The 17,978-nt window shown below is 67.8% G+C and carries 2 protein-coding genes; both read left to right on the top strand.

Annotated features, from left to right (window positions below; all coding sequences use genetic code 11):
• Positions 1-34 precede the first annotated feature (34 nt).
• Entirely contained in the window at positions 35-10,303 is a 10,269-nt protein-coding gene (locus tag G6N54_RS05590) for a non-ribosomal peptide synthetase (protein ID WP_163788917.1), read from the top strand.
• A complete protein-coding gene (locus G6N54_RS05585; protein WP_163788916.1) occupies positions 10,303-17,973 on the top strand; it encodes a non-ribosomal peptide synthetase in 7,671 nt (2,556 codons plus the stop codon). Before G6N54_RS05590 ends, G6N54_RS05585 begins: the two co-directional genes overlap by 1 nt.
• Positions 17,974-17,978: the final 5 nt, after the last annotated feature.

Raw genomic sequence — 17,978 nt, 5'->3', positions numbered from 1 at the left:
TACGGGGACTCGGGTGGACCTTTGGGGGGCTCACATGGAACGTGGTGAGCGGGCACATCCGCTGACGCGCGGGCAGCTTGATATTTGGCTCTCGCAGGAAACCGGTTTCGCGGGTACCGAGTGGCAGCTTGGCCTTTTGGTGTTGATCGAAGGTGCCGTCCATCGCGATTTGCTGCAGCAGGCGATCCGGCAAGTGGTCGCCGAGGCCGAGCCCGGCCGCGTCGCGTTCTTCGAAGCCGATGGCCACGTTTTGCAAAAGGCGGTCGATTACCCGGATACAGAGCTGGGCTTCTATGATTTCCGTGGCTCGGATGACCCGGTGCGAAAAGTCCGCGAAATGGCGTCGTCAATTCAGCGTACGCCAATGCCATTCTCGGGTCCGCTATTCATATTCACGTTATTCCAAACGCAAGACAACGAATTCTATTTGTTCGCATGCTGCCACCACATCGCGGTAGACGGCATAGGCATGGCCCTGGTGAGCCGCCGCGTCGCCACCGTCTATACGGCCCTGGTCAAGGGCGAGCCGGTGCCGGACGCCTATTTCGGCTCCTTGCAGGACCTGATCGACTGCGAATCCGGGTACGAGGCCTCCACCGACTACCAGGATGACCAGGCCTATTGGCAGGAACACCTGCCGACCGAAAGCGGATTCCATTACCGGCTGCCGCAACTCACCACCGAGCGTGACCCGTATCTGACGTCGGCCTCGGTGCAGCTGGATCCGGCGGTTGTGGGCCGAATGCAACAGTTGACGAAACAGCTGCGGGTGCGCCGATATTCGGCCATTACCGCCGCGTGTGCGCTGTTGGTGCGTGGATGGTCCGGAAACGCTTCCGAGGTGACACTCGACTTCCCGGTCAGCCGCCGGGTGTCCGAGGTCTCGAAGACTCTGCCCGCGATGCTCGCCGGCGTTGTCCCACTGGTGCTGTCGACGTCGCCGGATTCGACGGTCGCCGATTTTGTCGCCCATGTCGACATTCGAATTCGGGAACTGTTGCAACATCAGCGTTTCCCGGTGCACGCGCTGGAAGGTGAAGGCGGCGCCCGGCAGGGCGCCAATCGCGTGGGCGTCAACTTCATCCCATCCCGCCTGACCCTGAACCTGGCCGGTGCGCCGGCACACGCGGGGTACACGAACCACGGCCCGGTGGGTCACTTCGGCTTTTTCTTCCTCGGCGCCGGCGACCAGCTGCACCTGAGCACGGCCGGCCCCGGGCAGCCGCTCGCGAACTTCGACGTCGCCGATCTGGCGGCGAAACTGCAGCACGTGCTGCTGGCGATGGTCGAGGACCCGACGGCGACGCTGTCGTCGATCGAGGCGCTCGACGCCGACGACACGCTCCGCCTGGACGAGATCGGCAACCGGGCCGTCCTGACCGAGCTCACGCCGGCGAAGGTGTCGATTCCGGCGACATTCGCCAAACACGTGGAGCGCACCCCCGAGGCAGTCGCGGTGACCTTCGAGGGCCGATCCACCACTTACCGGGAACTCGACGAGGCCGCCAACCGGTTGGCGCACCTGTTGGTCAGCGAGGGCATCGGCCCGGGTCAGGTTGTGGCACTTCAGTTTTCCCGGTCCGCCGACGCGATCATCTCGATCCTGGCGGTTTTGAAGACCGGTGCGGCCTATCTGCCGATCGACCCGGCACTGCCGTCAGCGCGCACCGAGTTCATGCTTGCCGACGCCGCGCCGGCGGTGGCGGTGACCACCGCGGACCTGCGGGCGCGGCTGGACGGACAGGATCTGGTGGTCATCGACGTCGCCGATCCCCGCATCGCTGAGCAGCCCAGTACGGCCCTGCCGGCGCCGGATCCCGACAACATCGCCCATGTCATCTACACGTCCGGGACCACCGGCACGCCCAAAGGTGTTGCGGTTACCCACCACAACGTCACGCAGCTGTTCGCCAGCTTCGATGCCGGCCTGCCGCGGACCGGGGTGTGGTCGCAGTGCCACTCGCTGGCCTTCGACTTCTCGGTGTGGGAGATCTGGGCCGCGCTGCTCGGAGGCAGGCGACTGGTGGTGGTGCCGGAGTCGGTGACCCGGTCGCCAGAAGACTTCCACGCCTTGCTGGTTGGCGAACATGTCAGCGTGCTCACCCAGACGCCCTCGGCGGTCGGGATGCTGCCGCCCGAAGGGCTGGAGACCGCAGCGTTGGTGGTCGCGGGCGAGGCCTGCCCGCCCGAGGTGATGGATCAGTGGGCACCCGGGCGGGTGATGATCAACGGCTACGGCCCCACCGAGACGACGGTGTGTGTGGCGATCAGCGCCCCGCTGGTGCCGGGATCCGGTGTGGTGCCGATCGGTTCGCCGGTTCCGGGTGCCGCCCTATTCGTCCTGGACCGGTGGTTGAAGCCGGTGCCGCCCGGCGTAGTCGGTGAGTTGTACGTCGCCGGCGCCGGTGTGGCGTGTGGCTATGTGCGGCGGGCGGGTTTGACCTCGTCGCGTTTCGTGGCATGCCCGTTCGGGCAGCCGGGGGAGCGGATGTACCGCACCGGAGACCTGGTCTCGTGGGGCGACGACGGCCAACTTCTTTATTTAGGACGCGCTGACGAGCAGGTCAAGATCCGCGGGTATCGGATCGAGCTGGGTGAGGTGCAAGCCGCCCTGGCTGCACTGGACGACGTCAAGCAGGCCGCGGTTATCGCCCGCGAGGACCGCCCCGGCGACAAGCGCCTGGTCGGCTATGTCACCGGCTGCGTCGACCCCGCCGCGGCTCGCGCCAAGCTAGCCGACCGGCTGCCCGGCTATATGGTTCCCGCCGCGGTGATCGTCCTCGAGACGCTGCCGCTGACGCCCAATGGCAAACTCGACACCCGCGCCCTGCCGGCGCCCGAATATCACAACGTCGGCGGCGCTTACCGTGCTCCGACCACCGCGGTCGAAGAGGTGCTCGCCGGCATCTACTCCGAAATCCTGGGCCTCGAGCGGGTCGGGATCGACGACTCGTTCTTCGACCTGGGTGGCGACAGCATCCTGTCGATGCAGGTCGTGGCCAGAGCGCGGGCGGCCGGTGTGCTGCTGCGGCCGCGTGACATTTTCGTCGAGCAGTCGGTGGCCAGGCTGGCCCAGGTGGCGAGTGTGGCCGGCGGCGAGATCGGCGTGGCCGACGCAGGTCTCGGCGAGGTGGTGTCCACCCCGATCATCCGCTGGTTGCAAGACATCGACGGTCCGGTCGAGCAGTTCAACCAGTCGATGGTGGTGCAGGCGCCGGCCGGGGTGACCGAGCCCGACGTGGCGGTGGTGTTGCAAGCGCTGGTGGATCGCCATGCCACCCTGCGGCTGCGGGCCGACGACGACGGCGCCGGCGGCTGGTCGCTGTGGGTGCCCGATGTCGGGTCCGTCGATGCCGCCGCCCACCTGCAATCGGTCGACGTGTTGACCGACAAGGCGCTGGTCGAAGCGCGTTCGCGGCTGAACCCGGCCACCGGGACGATGCTCAGCGCGCTCTGGGTCACCTCGACGTCGCAGTTGGCGTTGATCATTCACCACCTGGCCGTCGACGGCGTCTCGTGGCGAATCCTGTTGGAAGACTTGAACATCGCGTGGGCCCAGCATCACAGCGGGCAAGAGGTGGAGTTGCCCGCGCCGGGAACATCGTTTGCCCGCTGGGCGGCACTGCTCGAAGAGCACGCCCGCGACGAGGCCGTCGTGCAGCACGCGGACGCCTGGCGGCAGGTGGCGTCGACCCCGGCCGTGCTACCGGCGATACAGCCCGCGGTGGATACCCACGCCAACGCCGGACGGTTGTCGGTGGACCTGGATGTCGAGACGACCCGTCAGCTCCTGGCTGAGGTGCCGACCGCGTTTCACGCTGGGGTGCAAGACATTCTGTTGATCGCGTTCGGGTTGGCCTGGACGGAATTCCTGGGGTCGGCTGGCAAGCCGCTCGGCATCGATGTCGAGGGTCACGGACGCCACGAAGAGCTGAGTCCCTACGTGGACCTGTCGCGGACGGTCGGCTGGTTCACCACGAAGTACCCCGTGTCGCTGACCGTGGGTCGGCTGGACTGGTCGCGGGTGGTCGACGGCGACGCGGCCCTCGGCGCGGTGATCAAAGACGTCAAGGAGCAGCTGCGCGCCCTGCCCGACGGGCTGACCTACGGTCTGCTGCGGTATCTGAACCCCGAGGTGGACCTCGCCGGAACCGATCCGGCGATCGGCTTCAACTACCTGGGCCGCATGGGAGCCTCGGCCGCCGAGCTCTCCGAGGATCTGTGGCGAGTCAGCCAGGAAAGCCTCGCCCTGGCCGGTGCGGCCGCGGCGATCCCCATGCCGTTGGCGCACACCGTCGAACTCAACGCCGGCACCGTCGACAGCGAAGCCGGACCGCATCTGCACGCCAACTGGACCTGGGCGCCGTCTGCACTGGACGACACTCAGATCAACCGGCTCAGCCAACTGTGGTTCGAGGCGCTGACCGGCATCTGCGCACACGTCCGCCGCGGCGGCGGCGGCCTGACACCGTCCGATGTGGCGCCGGCGCGGCTGACCCAGCAGCAGATCGACGAGCTGTCCCGGCAGTTGCGCATCGCCGATGTGCTCCCGTTGACCCCCGTGCAGCAGGGGCTGTTGTTCCACACCGCGCTCGCGGAGGGCTCCGGTGATGATCTGTACGCGGTGCAATTGGGCATCACGGTGACCGGCCCGCTCGACCAGAAGCGGCTGCGCGAGGCGGTGCAGACGGTGGTCAACCGGCACCCCAACCTGGCGGCGCGGTTCTGCCAGCAGTTCGACGAGCCGATCCAGATCATCCCGGCCGAGCCCGTGATGGCCTGGCAGCACGCCGAAATCACCGGCGACGAAGCCGAGGTCGACGAGCGGGTCGGGGGGCTGTGCGCCGACGAACGCGCCGCGGTGTGTGACATCGCCGACCAGCCGGCCTTCCGGGTGGCCTTGATCCGCACCGGGGACAACCGGCACCGGTTGGTGGTGACCATCCACCACATCGTGATCGATGGTTGGTCGCTGCCGATCCTGCTGCAGGAGATCTTCACTCTTTACTACGGGCAGCGGTTGCCCGCGCCCCCGTCGTATCGCAGCTTTGTCACCTGGCTGGCCGAGCAGGATCGGGAGGCGGCACAGGCCGCGTGGGCCGGCGTGCTGGCCGGCTTCGACACGCCCACCCTGGTGAGTCCGCCCGGGCAGGCTGCCGAGCGCGGCGTGGAGTCGTATCGGGTGCCAGCCGACACCACGCAGGCGCTCACCGAGCTCGCGCGCTCGAACCACACCACCGTCAGCAATGTGCTGCAGGCGGCGTGGGCGCAGGTTCTGATGTGGCTGACCGGTCACCACGATGTTGCGTTCGGCACCGCCGTCTCCGGCCGGCCGACCGAGTTGCCCGGCGCCGAAGCGCTGGTGGGTCTGCTGATCAACACGGTGCCGGTGCGGGCCAGCGCCACCGCGACCACCACGATCGCCGACCTGATGGCCCAGCTACAGCGGTCACACAGCGACACCATCGAGTACGACCACCTGGCACTGCGCGATATCCACCGGGTGACCGGTCACGACCAGCTGTTCGACACGCTGTTCCTCTACGAGAACTACCCGGTCGACGCCGGCGCGCTGCTCGGTGTCCACGAGCTGGCCATCACCGATTTCAGCAGCCGCGAATTCAACCACTACCCGCTGTCGGTGGTGGTGACGCCGGGCCACGAACTGAGCCTGCGCGTCGAATTCGACAGCCACGTCTTCGATGTCGCCACCGTCGACTCGTTGATCGAGCGGTTGCGCCGGGCGTTGGGCACGATGACCACCGATCCCACCCGCCGGCTGTCGTCGATCGATCTACTCGACGGCGACGAGCATGCCCGGCTCGAGGAGTGGGGCAACCGGGAGGTGCTGACGCAGCCGACAAGCGCGCCGGTGTCGATTCCCGAACTGTTCGCCGCCCAGGTGGCCCGCGCCCCGGAGGCCGTGGCTGTCAACAGCGGGGACGGGTCGTGGACCTACCGCGAACTCGACGAGGCCGCAAACCGGTTGGCGCACGTGCTATCCGACCGCGGCGCCGGACCGGGTGAGCGAGTTGCGGTGCTGCTCAACCGATCTGCCGAGGCGATCGTGACGCTGCTGGCGGTGCTGAAGACGGGTGCGGCGTATCTGCCGATGGATCCCGCGCACCCGACCGCGCGGATGGAGTTCATGCTGTCGGATTCCGCGCCGATCGCCGCCGTGACCTCCGCGGACCTGCGCCCGCGGCTGGAGAATGCCGACCTGCAGGTGATCGACGTCGACGACCCGGCGATCGGTGCCGCGCCCAACACGGCGCCGGCGACACCCGCCGCCGATCACGTCGCCTACATCATCTACACCTCGGGCACCACTGGTAAGTCCAAGGGTGTGGCGGTCACGCACCGCAACGTGACCCAGTTGCTGGAGTCGCTGGACGCCGAGATGGAGCTGGGACAGGTTTGGACGCAATGCCATTCGCTGGCATTCGACTACTCGGTGTGGGAGATCTGGGGCGCGCTGCTGCACGGTGGTCGCGTCGTCGTGGTGCCCGACTCGATAGTCCGCTCCCCGGAAGACCTGCACGCCTTGCTGGTCAGCGAACAAGTCAGCGTCCTGAGCCAGACGCCGTCGGCGTTCTACGCGCTACAAGCGGCCGACGCGCTGGCACCCGAGCTGGGGCAGCAGCTGAAGCTGCAGACCGTGGTCTTCGGTGGGGAAGCGCTTGAGCCGCAACGTCTTCAGACGTGGCTGCACAACCACCCCGGGCTGCCGCGGATGATCAACATGTACGGCATCACCGAGACGACCGTGCACGCCTCGTTCCGGGAAATCGTGGATGCCGACGTCGACAGCAACAACAGCCCCATCGGCGTGCCGCTGGCGCATCTGGCCTTCTTCGTGCTGGACGGCTGGCTGCGGCCCGTCGCGCCCGGGGTGGTCGGCGAGCTGTACGTGGCGGGCGCCGGCGTGGCGAGCGGATACGTCGGACGTCCGGACCTGACGACGACGCGATTCGTCGCCTGCCCGTTCGGGGGACCCGGCTCGCGGATGTACCGCACCGGGGACCTGGTGTCCTGGGGCACCGATGGACAGCTGCGGTACATGGGCCGCGCCGACAAACAGGTCAAGATCCGCGGCTACCGCATCGAACTCGGCGAGATCCAGGCCGCGCTGGCCACCGTGGACGGGGTCTCGCAGGCCGCGGTGATCGCGCGCGAGGACCGTCCCGGCGACAAGCGCCTGGTCGGCTATGTCACCGGAACCGCGGATCCGACCGAGATCCGCGCTCAGCTGGCCGAGCGGCTGCCGTCGTACATGGTGCCGGTCGCGGTGGTGGTGCTGGACGCGCTGCCATTGACGGTCAACGGCAAGCTCGACACCCGCGCCCTACCCTCGCCGGAATACTCCGACGTGGACAGTTACCGTGCCCCCAGCGACGCGATCGAGGAGATCCTGGCCGGGATCTACGCCCAGGTGCTCGGCGTCGAACGCGTCGGCGTCGACGACTCCTTCTTCGACCTCGGCGGCGACAGCATCCTGTCGATGCAGGTGGTCGCCCGGGCCCGGGCGGCGGGTGTGATCTGCCGTCCCCGTGACATATTCGTCGAGCAGACCGTGGCGCGGCTGGCCCGGGTGGCCCGAATGGGAGGCGACGGCGATGGCGCGGCCGACGAGGGTCTGGGTGAGGTCATTTCCACCCCGATCATTCGGTGGCTGCACGACATCGACGGTCCGGTCGAGCAGTTCAACCAGACGATGGTGGTGCAGGCTCCCGACGGAGTGACCGAAGCCGACGCGACCGTGGTGTTGCAGGCGCTGGTGGATCGGCACGCGATGTTGCGCCTGCGGGTCGACGACGACGGCGCCGGCGGTTGGTCGTTGTGGGTGCCCGAGGCGGGCTCGGTGGATGCCGCGGCGCTGCTGCGGTCGGTGGACGTGTTGTCCGACGAGGCGCTCGTCCAGGCGCGGTCGCTGTTGAACCCGGGCGCCGGGGTGATGCTGAGCGCGTTGTGGGTTGGTTCCACCTCGCAGTTGGTGCTGATCCTTTACCACCTGGTCGTCGACGGGGTGTCGTGGCGAATCCTGCTGGAAGACCTCAACATTGGCTGGGCGCAGCATCACAGCGGCCAAGAGGTGGCGTTGCCGGTCCCGGGGACGTCGTTCGCCCGCTGGTCGTCGCTGCTGGACAAGCATGCGCGCGACCCCGAAGTCGTCGCCCAAGCCGAGGCGTGGCAGCAGGTGGCCTCGGTGCCGGCCGCGTTGCCGGCGGCGCAGCCCGAGACCGACACGTTCGCCACCGCCGGACAGCTGTCGGTCGGGCTGGATGTCGAGACCACCCGCCAGCTGTTGGGTGAGGTGCCGGCGGCGTTTCACGCTGGGGTGCAAGACATTCTGTTGATCGCGTTCGGTCTCGCCTGGGGCGAGTTCCTGGGCACCGGCGCACCGATCGGTATCGATGTCGAGGGCCACGGCCGCCACGAGGAATTGGCCGCCGATGTGGATCTGTCGCGGACGGTCGGCTGGTTCACCACCAAGTACCCGGTGTCGCTGTCGGTCGGTGAGCTGGGCTGGAGCGAGGTCGTCGCCGGTGACGCGGCCCTAGGTCGGGTGGTCAAGGACGTCAAGGAGCAGCTGCGCGGCCTGCCCGATCCGCTGACCTACGGTCTGCTGCGGTACCTGAACCCCGACGTCGAACTGGATGGATCCGACCCGGCGATCGGCTTCAACTACCTGGGCCGTCTCGGCGCGGGTGCCACCGACCTCTCCGGTGACCTGTGGCAGGTCTCGGCCGACGACCTGCCCGCCGTGGCCGCGGCGACGGCCGTCGCGATGCCGCTGGCGCACACCGTCGAACTCAACGCCGCCACCATGGACACCGAGGGTGGCCCACAGCTGCAGGCCAACTGGACGTGGGCATCCTCGGCGCTGGACCAGGCGCAGATCGATCGGTTGAGCCAGTTGTGGTTTGACGCGCTGTCGGGCATCTGCGCACACGTGCGCGCCGGTGGCGGCGGCCTGACGCCGTCCGATGTGGCGCCGGCGCGGATGAGCCAGCAGCAGATCGACGAACTGCAGCAAACCGACCGGATCGCCGACGTGTTGCCGCTGACCCCGCTGCAGCAGGGTCTGTTCTTCCACGCCAGCACCGCCGAGGACCTCGGCGTCGGCGGCGACGATCTGTACGCGGTGCAGCTCGACATCAGCATCAGCGGTTCCGTCGACCCGGACCGGTTGCGCGACGCGGTGCACACCGTCGTCACCCGGCACCCCCACCTGGTGGCACGCTTCAGCGGTGACTTCTACGAGCCGTTACAGATTCTGCCGGCCGAACCTGAATTGACTTGGCAGTACCTCGAATTGGACGAGAGTGACATCGACGACCAGATTGACCGGATTTCCGCGGCCGAACGCGGCGCGGTCTGCGATCTCGCCGCCTCGTCGGCCTTCCGGGCAGCCCTGCTGCGCACCGCGGCAGACCAGTACCGGTTCGTGCTGACCAATCACCACATCGTGCTCGACGGTTGGTCGAAACCGCTTCTGCTGCAAGAGATTTTCGCCAGTTACTACGGTGCCAAGCTTCCCGCGGCCGTGTCGTACCGCAGGTTTGTCACCTGGCTGGCCGATCAGGATCGCAGTGCGGCCCGGGCGGCGTGGCGCGAGGTGTTCGACGGCTTCGACACCCCGACCCTGGTCGGCCCGCCGCAACGGACAGGACTCGGGGCGCGAGCCGTCGAAGAGTTCCAGGTGTCCGCGGAGACCACCCAGGCGCTGGGCGAGCTGGCCCGGTCCTGCCGCACCACCGTCAGCACGGTGCTGCAGGCGGCCTGGGCCCAGTTGCTGATGCGGATGACCGGTCAGCCGGACGTCGCGTTCGGCACCGCCGTCTCCGGGCGGCCGACCGACCTGCCCGGAGCGGAAAACATTGTGGGCCTGATGATCAACACGGTGCCGATCCGGGCCAACCTCAACTCGGCCGAAACCATCGGCGATTTGCTCGACCAACTGCAAAGCTCTTACACCGACACACTCGAACACCAGTACTTGGGGTTGAACGAAATTCACCGAATCACCGGGCACGACCAGCTGTTTGACACTATGTTCGTCTACGAGAACTACCCGATCGACACCGCAGCGTTGTCGGGCGTTCAGGATCTAACGATCACCAAGTTCACGAACCGCGAGTACAACCACTACCCGCTGTCAGTGCAAGCCGTGCCGGGCCACGAATTGGGCCTTCGCATCGAATATGACACCGATGTCTTCGACAAGGCCAGTATCGAAACGTTGGTCGAGCGGTTACGGCGAGTGCTGGTGGCCATGACTGACGATGCAGGGGACGAGTAATGGCCGATGGAAAACGGCGGCTGTTATCGATTGACCTTGCGGACGAGAGTGAGACCGCGCGGTTAGACGAGTGGGGCAACCGTGCGGTGTTGACCCGGCCGGCGACGGCGGTGACGATGGCGGAGCTGTTCGCCGCGCAGGTCGCCAGCGCTCCGGAGGCCGTCGCGCTGGTATGCGGGGGCCGGTCATGGACCTACGGTGAAGTCGACGAGACCGCCCAGCGGCTGGCGCGGGTGCTGACCGGTCATGGTGCCGGTCCGGGTCAGTTTGTGGCGCTGTTGTTTTCGCGTTCTGCCGAGGCGATCGTGTCGATGCTCGCGGTGCACAAAGCCGGAGCCGCCTACCTGCCGATCGACCCCGCGCTGCCCGACGCGCGCATGGAGTTCATGCTCGGCGATGCCACCCCGGTAGCGGCGATCACGACGGCGGCCCTGCGGTCGCGGTTGGACGGGGCCAATCTGGTCGTCGTCGACTTCGACAACCCGGGAGACGACCCCGGCACCGAATTGTCGGCACCGGCGCCCGACGATCTGGCGTACATGATCTACACCTCGGGCACCACCGGGGTCCCCAAGGGTGTGGCGATCACTCACCAGAACGCGACGTCGCTACTGGAGAAGCTGCACTCGGCCGTACCGGCCGGCCCGGGACAGATTTGGTCGCAATGGCATTCGTACAGTTTCGACGTCTCGGTCTGGGAGATCTTCGGCGCGCTGCTCCACGGCGGGCGATTGGTGATCGTTCCCGAAACGGTGGCCAGTTCGCCGGAGGACCTACACGCCCTGCTGCTGGCCGAAAACGTCAACGTCCTCTGCCAAACCCCTTCTGCGGCAGCGATGTTGTCGTCGCAGGGCTTGGAGTCGGCGGCGGTGTTCGTGGCCGGCGAGGCGCTCCCGTCCGAGGTGGTAGATCGGTGGGCGCCTGGTCAGGTGTTGATCAATGCCTACGGGCCGACCGAGGGCACGATCTATGCGGCGATGAGTACGCCGCTGACGCCAGGTGCGCCGGCGCCGATCGGAGTGCCGGTGCCGGGCGCGGCGTTGTTCGTGTTGGACAAGTTCCTGCGGCCCGCTCTCGAGGGCGTGACCGGTGAGTTGTACATCGCCGGTCGCGGGGTGGCCGTCGGTTATCTGCGCCGGGCCGGTCTGACCGCGTCGCGCTTTGTCGCGTGCCCGTTCGGTGGTCCCGGCGCGCGGATGTATCGCACCGGCGACCTGGTGCGCTGGGGCGCCGACGGGCAGTTGCAGTACCTGGGGCGGGCCGACGAGCAGGTCAAGATCCGCGGCTATCGCATCGAATTGGGCGAGGTACAAGCGGCTTTGGCCGGCCTGGACGGGGTGCAGGCCGCGGTGGTGATCGCTCGCGAGGATCGTCCCGGCGACAAGCGGCTGGTCGGGCACGTCACGGTCACCGGCGATGTCGACACCGCGCAGATGCGCACCGAGCTGGCCGAGCGGTTGCCGGCCTACATGGTTCCGTCGGCGATCGTCGTGCTCGACACGCTGCCGCTGAACGTGAGCGGCAAGCTCGACAAACGTGCCCTGCCGGCACCCGAATACGCCAGCGGTGGGGAGTATCGCGCGCCGTCTGACGCGATCGAGGAACTCCTGGCCGGGATCTACGCCCAGGTGCTCGGCGTCGAACGCGTCGGCGTCGACGACTCCTTCTTCGACCTCGGTGGCGACAGCATCCTGTCGATGCAGGTCTCAGTGCGCGCCCGCGCGGCCGGCGTATTGTGCCGTCCCCGAGACATTTTCGTCGAGCAGACGGTAGCGCGGCTGGCCCGGGTGGCGACGATGACCGACGGCGCGGACGGTGTCGTCGACGAGGGCATCGGCGACGTGGTCGCCACCCCGATCATCCGCTGGCTGCAAGGCGTGGTGGGCCCCGTCGAGCAGTTCAACCAGACGATGGTGGTGCAGGCCCCGTCCGGAGTGACCGAGGCCGACGTGGCGCCGGTGCTGCAGGCGTTGGTCGATCGGCATGCCACCCTGCGGTTGCGGGTCGAGGACGATGACGCCGGCGAATGGTCGCTTCAGGTGCCCGAAGTCGGGGCCGTGGATGCCGCGGGTCTGCTGCGGTCGGTGGACGTGTTGTCCGACGAGGCGCTCGTCGAGGCGCGGTCGCGTTTGAACCCGGCCGCCGGAATCATGTTGAGCGCGTTGTGGGTTGGTTCCACCTCGCAGTTGGTGCTGATCATTCATCACCTGGCCGTCGACGGTGTGTCGTGGCGAATCCTGTTGGAAGACTTGAATATTGCTTGGGCGCAGCATCACAGCGGACAGCCGCTGGCGTTGCCCCCGGGCGGGACGTCGTTCGCCCGCTGGTCGTCGCTGCTCGAGGAGTACGCGCAGCGCCCCGCGGTCGTGGAGCAGGCCGAGGCGTGGCGCCGAGTGGCCTCGGTGCCGGCCGCGCTGCCGGCCGTGCGCCCGGAGGTGGACACCTATGTCAGCGCAGAACAGCTGTCGGCCGAGCTCGACATCGAGACGACCCGCCAGCTGTTGGGTGAGGTGCCGGCGGCGTTTCACGCTGGGGTGCAAGACATCCTGTTGATCGCGTTCGGGTTGGCCTGGGCGGAGTTCCTGGGCACCGGCGCACCGATTGGCATCGGCGTCGAGGGCCACGGCCGCCACGAGGAATTGGCTCGGGGCGTCGACCTGTCGCGCACGGTCGGCTGGTTCACCACCAAGTACCCGGTGTCGCTGGCCGTCGGCGGCCTGGACTGGTCCAAGGTGGCCGCCGGTGACGCGGCGCTGGGCCCGGTGATCAAGGACGCCAAGGAGCAGCTGCGCGGCCTGCCCGATCCGCTCACCTACGGTCTGCTGCGCTACCTGAACCCCGATGTCGACCTGCACGGCGGCGACCCGGCGATCGGTTTCAACTACCTGGGCCGGCTGGGTGCCGGCACGGCGGCCGAGCTCTCCGGGGATTTGTGGCGGATCTCCGAAGACGGGTTGTCGGTCGCCGGCGCGGCCACCGCGGTGCCGCTGCCACTCATGCACACCGTCGACCTCAACGCGGGCACGATGGACACCGAAGCGGGCCCGCACCTGCACGCCAGCTGGACCTGGGCGCCCTCGGCGCTGGATGGCGAGCAGATCAGCCGGCTCAGCGCGCTATGGTTCGAGGCGCTCAGCGGCATCTGCGCTCACGTGCGCAATGGCGGGGGCGGCCTGACGCCGTCCGACCTGGCGCCGACACGGCTGACCCAGGAGCAGCTCAACCAGCTCGAGCAGCAGTACCATCTGGTCGACGTCCTGCCGCTGACGCCCGTGCAGCAGGGCCTGCTGTTTCACGCCAGCGTCGCCCAGGGCGGCGACAACGGCGACGACGTCTACGCGGTGCAGCTGGGGATCACCATCGCCGGAGACATCGAGCCACAGCGGTTGCGCGAGGCCGTGCAGGCGGTGGTCAACCGGCACCCCAACCTGGCGGCCCGGTTCTGCGCGCAGTTCGAGGAGCCGGTCCAGGTCATTCCGGCCGAGCCCGTCATGGCTTGGCGCTACATCCAGCTCGACAGCGACGAAGCCGGCCACGACGAGCAGATCGAGCGGCTGTGCGCCGACGAACGCGACGCGGTCAGCGATCTGCTCGGAAAGCCCGCGTTCCGCGCGGCGTTGATCCGCACCACGGAGAACAAGCACCGGTTCGTGCTGACCAACCACCACATCGTGATGGACGGGTGGTCGCTGCCGATCCTGCTGCGCGAAATCTTCGCCAGTTACTACGGGGAGCGGCTACCCGCGCCCGCGTCGTACCGCAGCATCCTCACCTGGCTCGCCGAGCAGGACCGCCCCGCGGCTCAGGCGGCGTGGCGCGAGATGTTCGAAGGCTTCGACACTCCGACCCTGGTCGGCCCCGCCACCCGGATGGGGTTGGGGCGGCGACGCGTCGACTCGTACCGGGTGTCCGCGGAGACCACCCGCAAATTGAGCACGTTGGCCCGCTCCTGCCACACCACCGTCAACACGGTGCTGCAGGCCGGGTGGGCACAGCTGCTGATGTGGCTGACCGGCCAGCGCGACGTCGCCTTCGGTACCGCGGTCTCGGGGCGGCCCCCCGAGGTGCTCGGCTCGGAATCGATTGTCGGCCTGTTGATCAACACCGTTGCGGTGCGGGCCAACACCACCGTGGCCACCACGATCGCCGACCTACTCGACCAGCTGCAGACCGCGCACAACAACCGGCTCGAGCACGAGCACCTGGGCCTGTCCGACATCCATCGCGCCACCGGCCACGACCAGTTGTTCGACACGCTGTTCCTGTACGAGAACTACCCGATCGACACCAATGTGCCGGTGGGCGTGCACGAGCTGGCTATCGCCGACGTCACCAACCGCGAATACAACCACTACCCGCTTTCCGTGATGGCCTTACCGGGCCACGAGCTGGGCATCCGCGTCGAGTACGACACCGACGTGTTCGACCCGGCCAGCATCGAAACGCTGGTGGAGCGGTTCCAGCGGGTGCTGGTGGCCATGACCGCCGACCCGACCCAGCGGCTGTCGTCGATGGACGTGCTGGATGCCGGTGAGCATGCTCGCCTGGATGAGTGGGGCAACCGCGCCGTGCTGATCCAGCCGGACGAGGGCACCACGATCCCGAAGATGTTCGCCGCGCAGGTGGCGCGCACCCCGGACGGGGTGGCGCTGGTGGATGGCGAGCGGTCATGGACCTACCGCGAGCTCGACGAGGCAGCCGAACGGTTGGCGCGGGTGCTGGTCGGCAAGGGCGCGCGCCCGGGCGAATGCGTGGCGCTGCTGTTCAACCGGTCGGCCGAGACGATCATCGCGATGGTGGCGGTGCTCAAGTCCGGGGCGGCCTACCTGCCGATCGACCCGGTCATGCCCGACGCACGGCTCGAGTTCATGCTCGGCGACGCCACGCCGGTCGCTGCGGTCACCAACGCGACCATGCGGTCGCGCTTCGACGGGGCGGATCTGGCGGTCATCGACGTCGACGACCCGGACCTGTCGATCCCTTCGGACGTCACCTTGCCGGAAGTGGCGCCCGAGGATCTGGCGTACACGATCTACACCTCGGGCACGACCGGGGTACCCAAGGGCGTGGCGATCACCCACCACAACGCGACGTCGTTGCTGGAGGCACCAAATCCCGGCGCGCCGACGGGACCGGGGCAGGTGTGGTCGCAGTGGCACTCCTACAGCTTCGACGTCTCGGTGTGGGAGATCTTCAATGCCCTGCTGCACGGTGCCCGGCTGGTCGTGGTGTCCGATTCAGCGGCGGCGTCGGCCCACGAGCTGCGTGACCTGCTGGTCGCCGAACAGGTGACCGTGGTGGGTCAGACTCCGTCGGCGCTGGCGATGATGCCGGGCGAAGGGCTGGAGTCCGCGACGTTGGTGATGGCGGGGGAGGCATCCCCGAACGAAATCGTGGACAAGTGGGCGCCCGGACGGGTGATGATCAACGCCTACGGCCCGACCGAAGCCACTATCTACGCCGCGATCAGCGCGCCGATGAAGGCCGGCGAGGGCGCCCCGATCGGTGTGCCGGTGCCGGGTGCGGCGTTGTTCGTGCTGGACAAGTGGCTACGACCGGCCCCCGAGGGCGTGGTCGGTGAGTTGTACATCGCCGGCCGCGGGGTGGCCGTCGGTTATCTGCGCCGGGCCGGTCTGACCGCGTCGCGGTTCGTCGCGTGCCCGTTCGCCGGCGCGGATGCGCCCGGACAGCGCATGTATCGCACCGGCGACCTGGTGCGCTGGGGCGCCGATGGGCAGTTGCAGTACCTGGGGCGGGCCGACGAGCAGGTTAAGATCCGCGGTTTCCGCATCGAACTCGGCGAGGTTCAGGCCGCGCTGGCCGCCCTCGACGGGGTGCAGGCCGCGGCGGTGATCGCGCGCGAAGACCGTCCGGGTGACAAGCGGCTGGTCGGGTACGTCACGGTCACCGGCGATGTGGACACCGCGCAGCTGCGCAGCGCGCTGGGCGAGCGGCTGCCGGGCTACATGGTTCCGACCGCGGTGGTCGTGCTCGACACGTTGCCTCGGACGGTCAACGGCAAGCTCGACAAACGCGCACTGCCGGCACCGGAATACCAGAGTGCGGTCCGATACACCCCGCCCGCGACACCCACCGAGGAGATCGTGGCCGGGATCTACGGCCAGGTGCTCGGCATTGAGCGGGTCGGCGTCGAGAACTCCTTCTTCGACCTGGGCGGCGATTCGCTGTCGGCGATGCGAGTCGTCGCCGCGATCAACACCGCGTTCGATTCCAGCCTCTCGGTGCGCACGCTGTTCGAGGCGCCGTCGGTTCGCACCATGAGCCAGCGCCTGGACAGTGACGACGACTCGGACGAGACCGATGCCAACGGCCCGAGTTACGTTGTGGTGCACGGTCGCGACACCGAAGAGCTTCGTGCCAGCGACCTCACGCTGGACAAGTTCATCGACGAGACGACGCTGCTCAACGCTCCGACGCTGCCGGGCCCGAGCGCCGAGGCGCGCACGGTGTTGTTGACCGGGGCAACCGGCTTCCTGGGACGCTACCTGGCCCTGGAGTGGCTCAAGCAACTGAAACGTGTTGACGGCAAGCTGATTTGCCTGGTGCGAGCCGGCTCCGATCAGGAGGCATGGCGTCGTCTGGAGAAGACATTCGACAGCGGCGACCCGCGGCTGATGGACCACTTCCACCAGCTGGCCGCCGACCATCTCGAGGTCATCGCCGGCGACAAGGGCGAAGCCAACCTGGGTCTCGACGAGCAGACCTACCAACGACTGGCCGACACCGTCGATCTCATCGTCGACTCGGCCGCCGTGGTCAACCAAGTGCTGCCCTACCGAGAGCTGTTCGGGCCCAACGTCGTTGGCACCGGCGAACTGATCAAGTTCGCGCTGACCTCGCGGATGAAGCCCTACGCCTACGTGTCGACCTCCGACCTCGGCCGCCAGGTCGAGCCCGCGCTGTTCACCGAGGACGCCGACATCCGGGTGATCAGTCCCACCCGCGTCCTGGACGGCAGCTTCGCCAACGGCTACGGCAACAGCAAGTGGGCCGGTGAGGTGCTGCTGCGGGAGGCCAATGAGCAGTTCGGCCTTCCGGTTTCGGTGTTCCGGAGCGGCATGATCCTGTCCGACGTCAGCTACGCGGGCCAGTTCAACATGACCGACGTCGTCACCCGGATGATCCTGAGCCTGGTGGCCACCGGCGTCGCGCCCGCTTCGTTCTACAAGCGCGACGAGAACGGCAATCGGCAGCGGACGCATTACGACGCGCTGCCAGTCGAGTTCGTCGCCGAGGCGATCGCCACCCTCGGGGCCCAAGTGGTCGACGGGTTCGAGACCTACCACGTGATGAACCCGCACGACGACGGCATCGGAGTCGACACCTGTGTCGACTGGTTGATCGAGGCCGGCTATCCGATCCAGCGCATCGACGACTTCGCGGAGTGGGTGCGGCAATTCGAGATCGGCCTGCGCGCTCTGCCGGATCGGCAGCGGCAGCACTCCGTGCTGCAGATGCTGCAGCTGATGCTGCACAACCCCGAGCAGATCCAGCCGCTCGAGCCGACGCGCGGGTCGTTCGCGCCGACCGACCGTTTCCGTGCTGCGGTGCAGGAAGCGAAGATCGGTGCTGACAACGACATCCCGCAGATCTCGGCATCGGTGATCATCAAGTACGTCACCGACCTGCAGCTGGTGGGACTGCTCTAGTCGTG

This window comes from Mycobacterium stomatepiae (assembly GCF_010731715.1).
GTDB classification, from domain to species: domain Bacteria; phylum Actinomycetota; class Actinomycetes; order Mycobacteriales; family Mycobacteriaceae; genus Mycobacterium; species Mycobacterium stomatepiae.
This window is presented reverse-complemented; position numbering and strand designations above follow the sequence as displayed.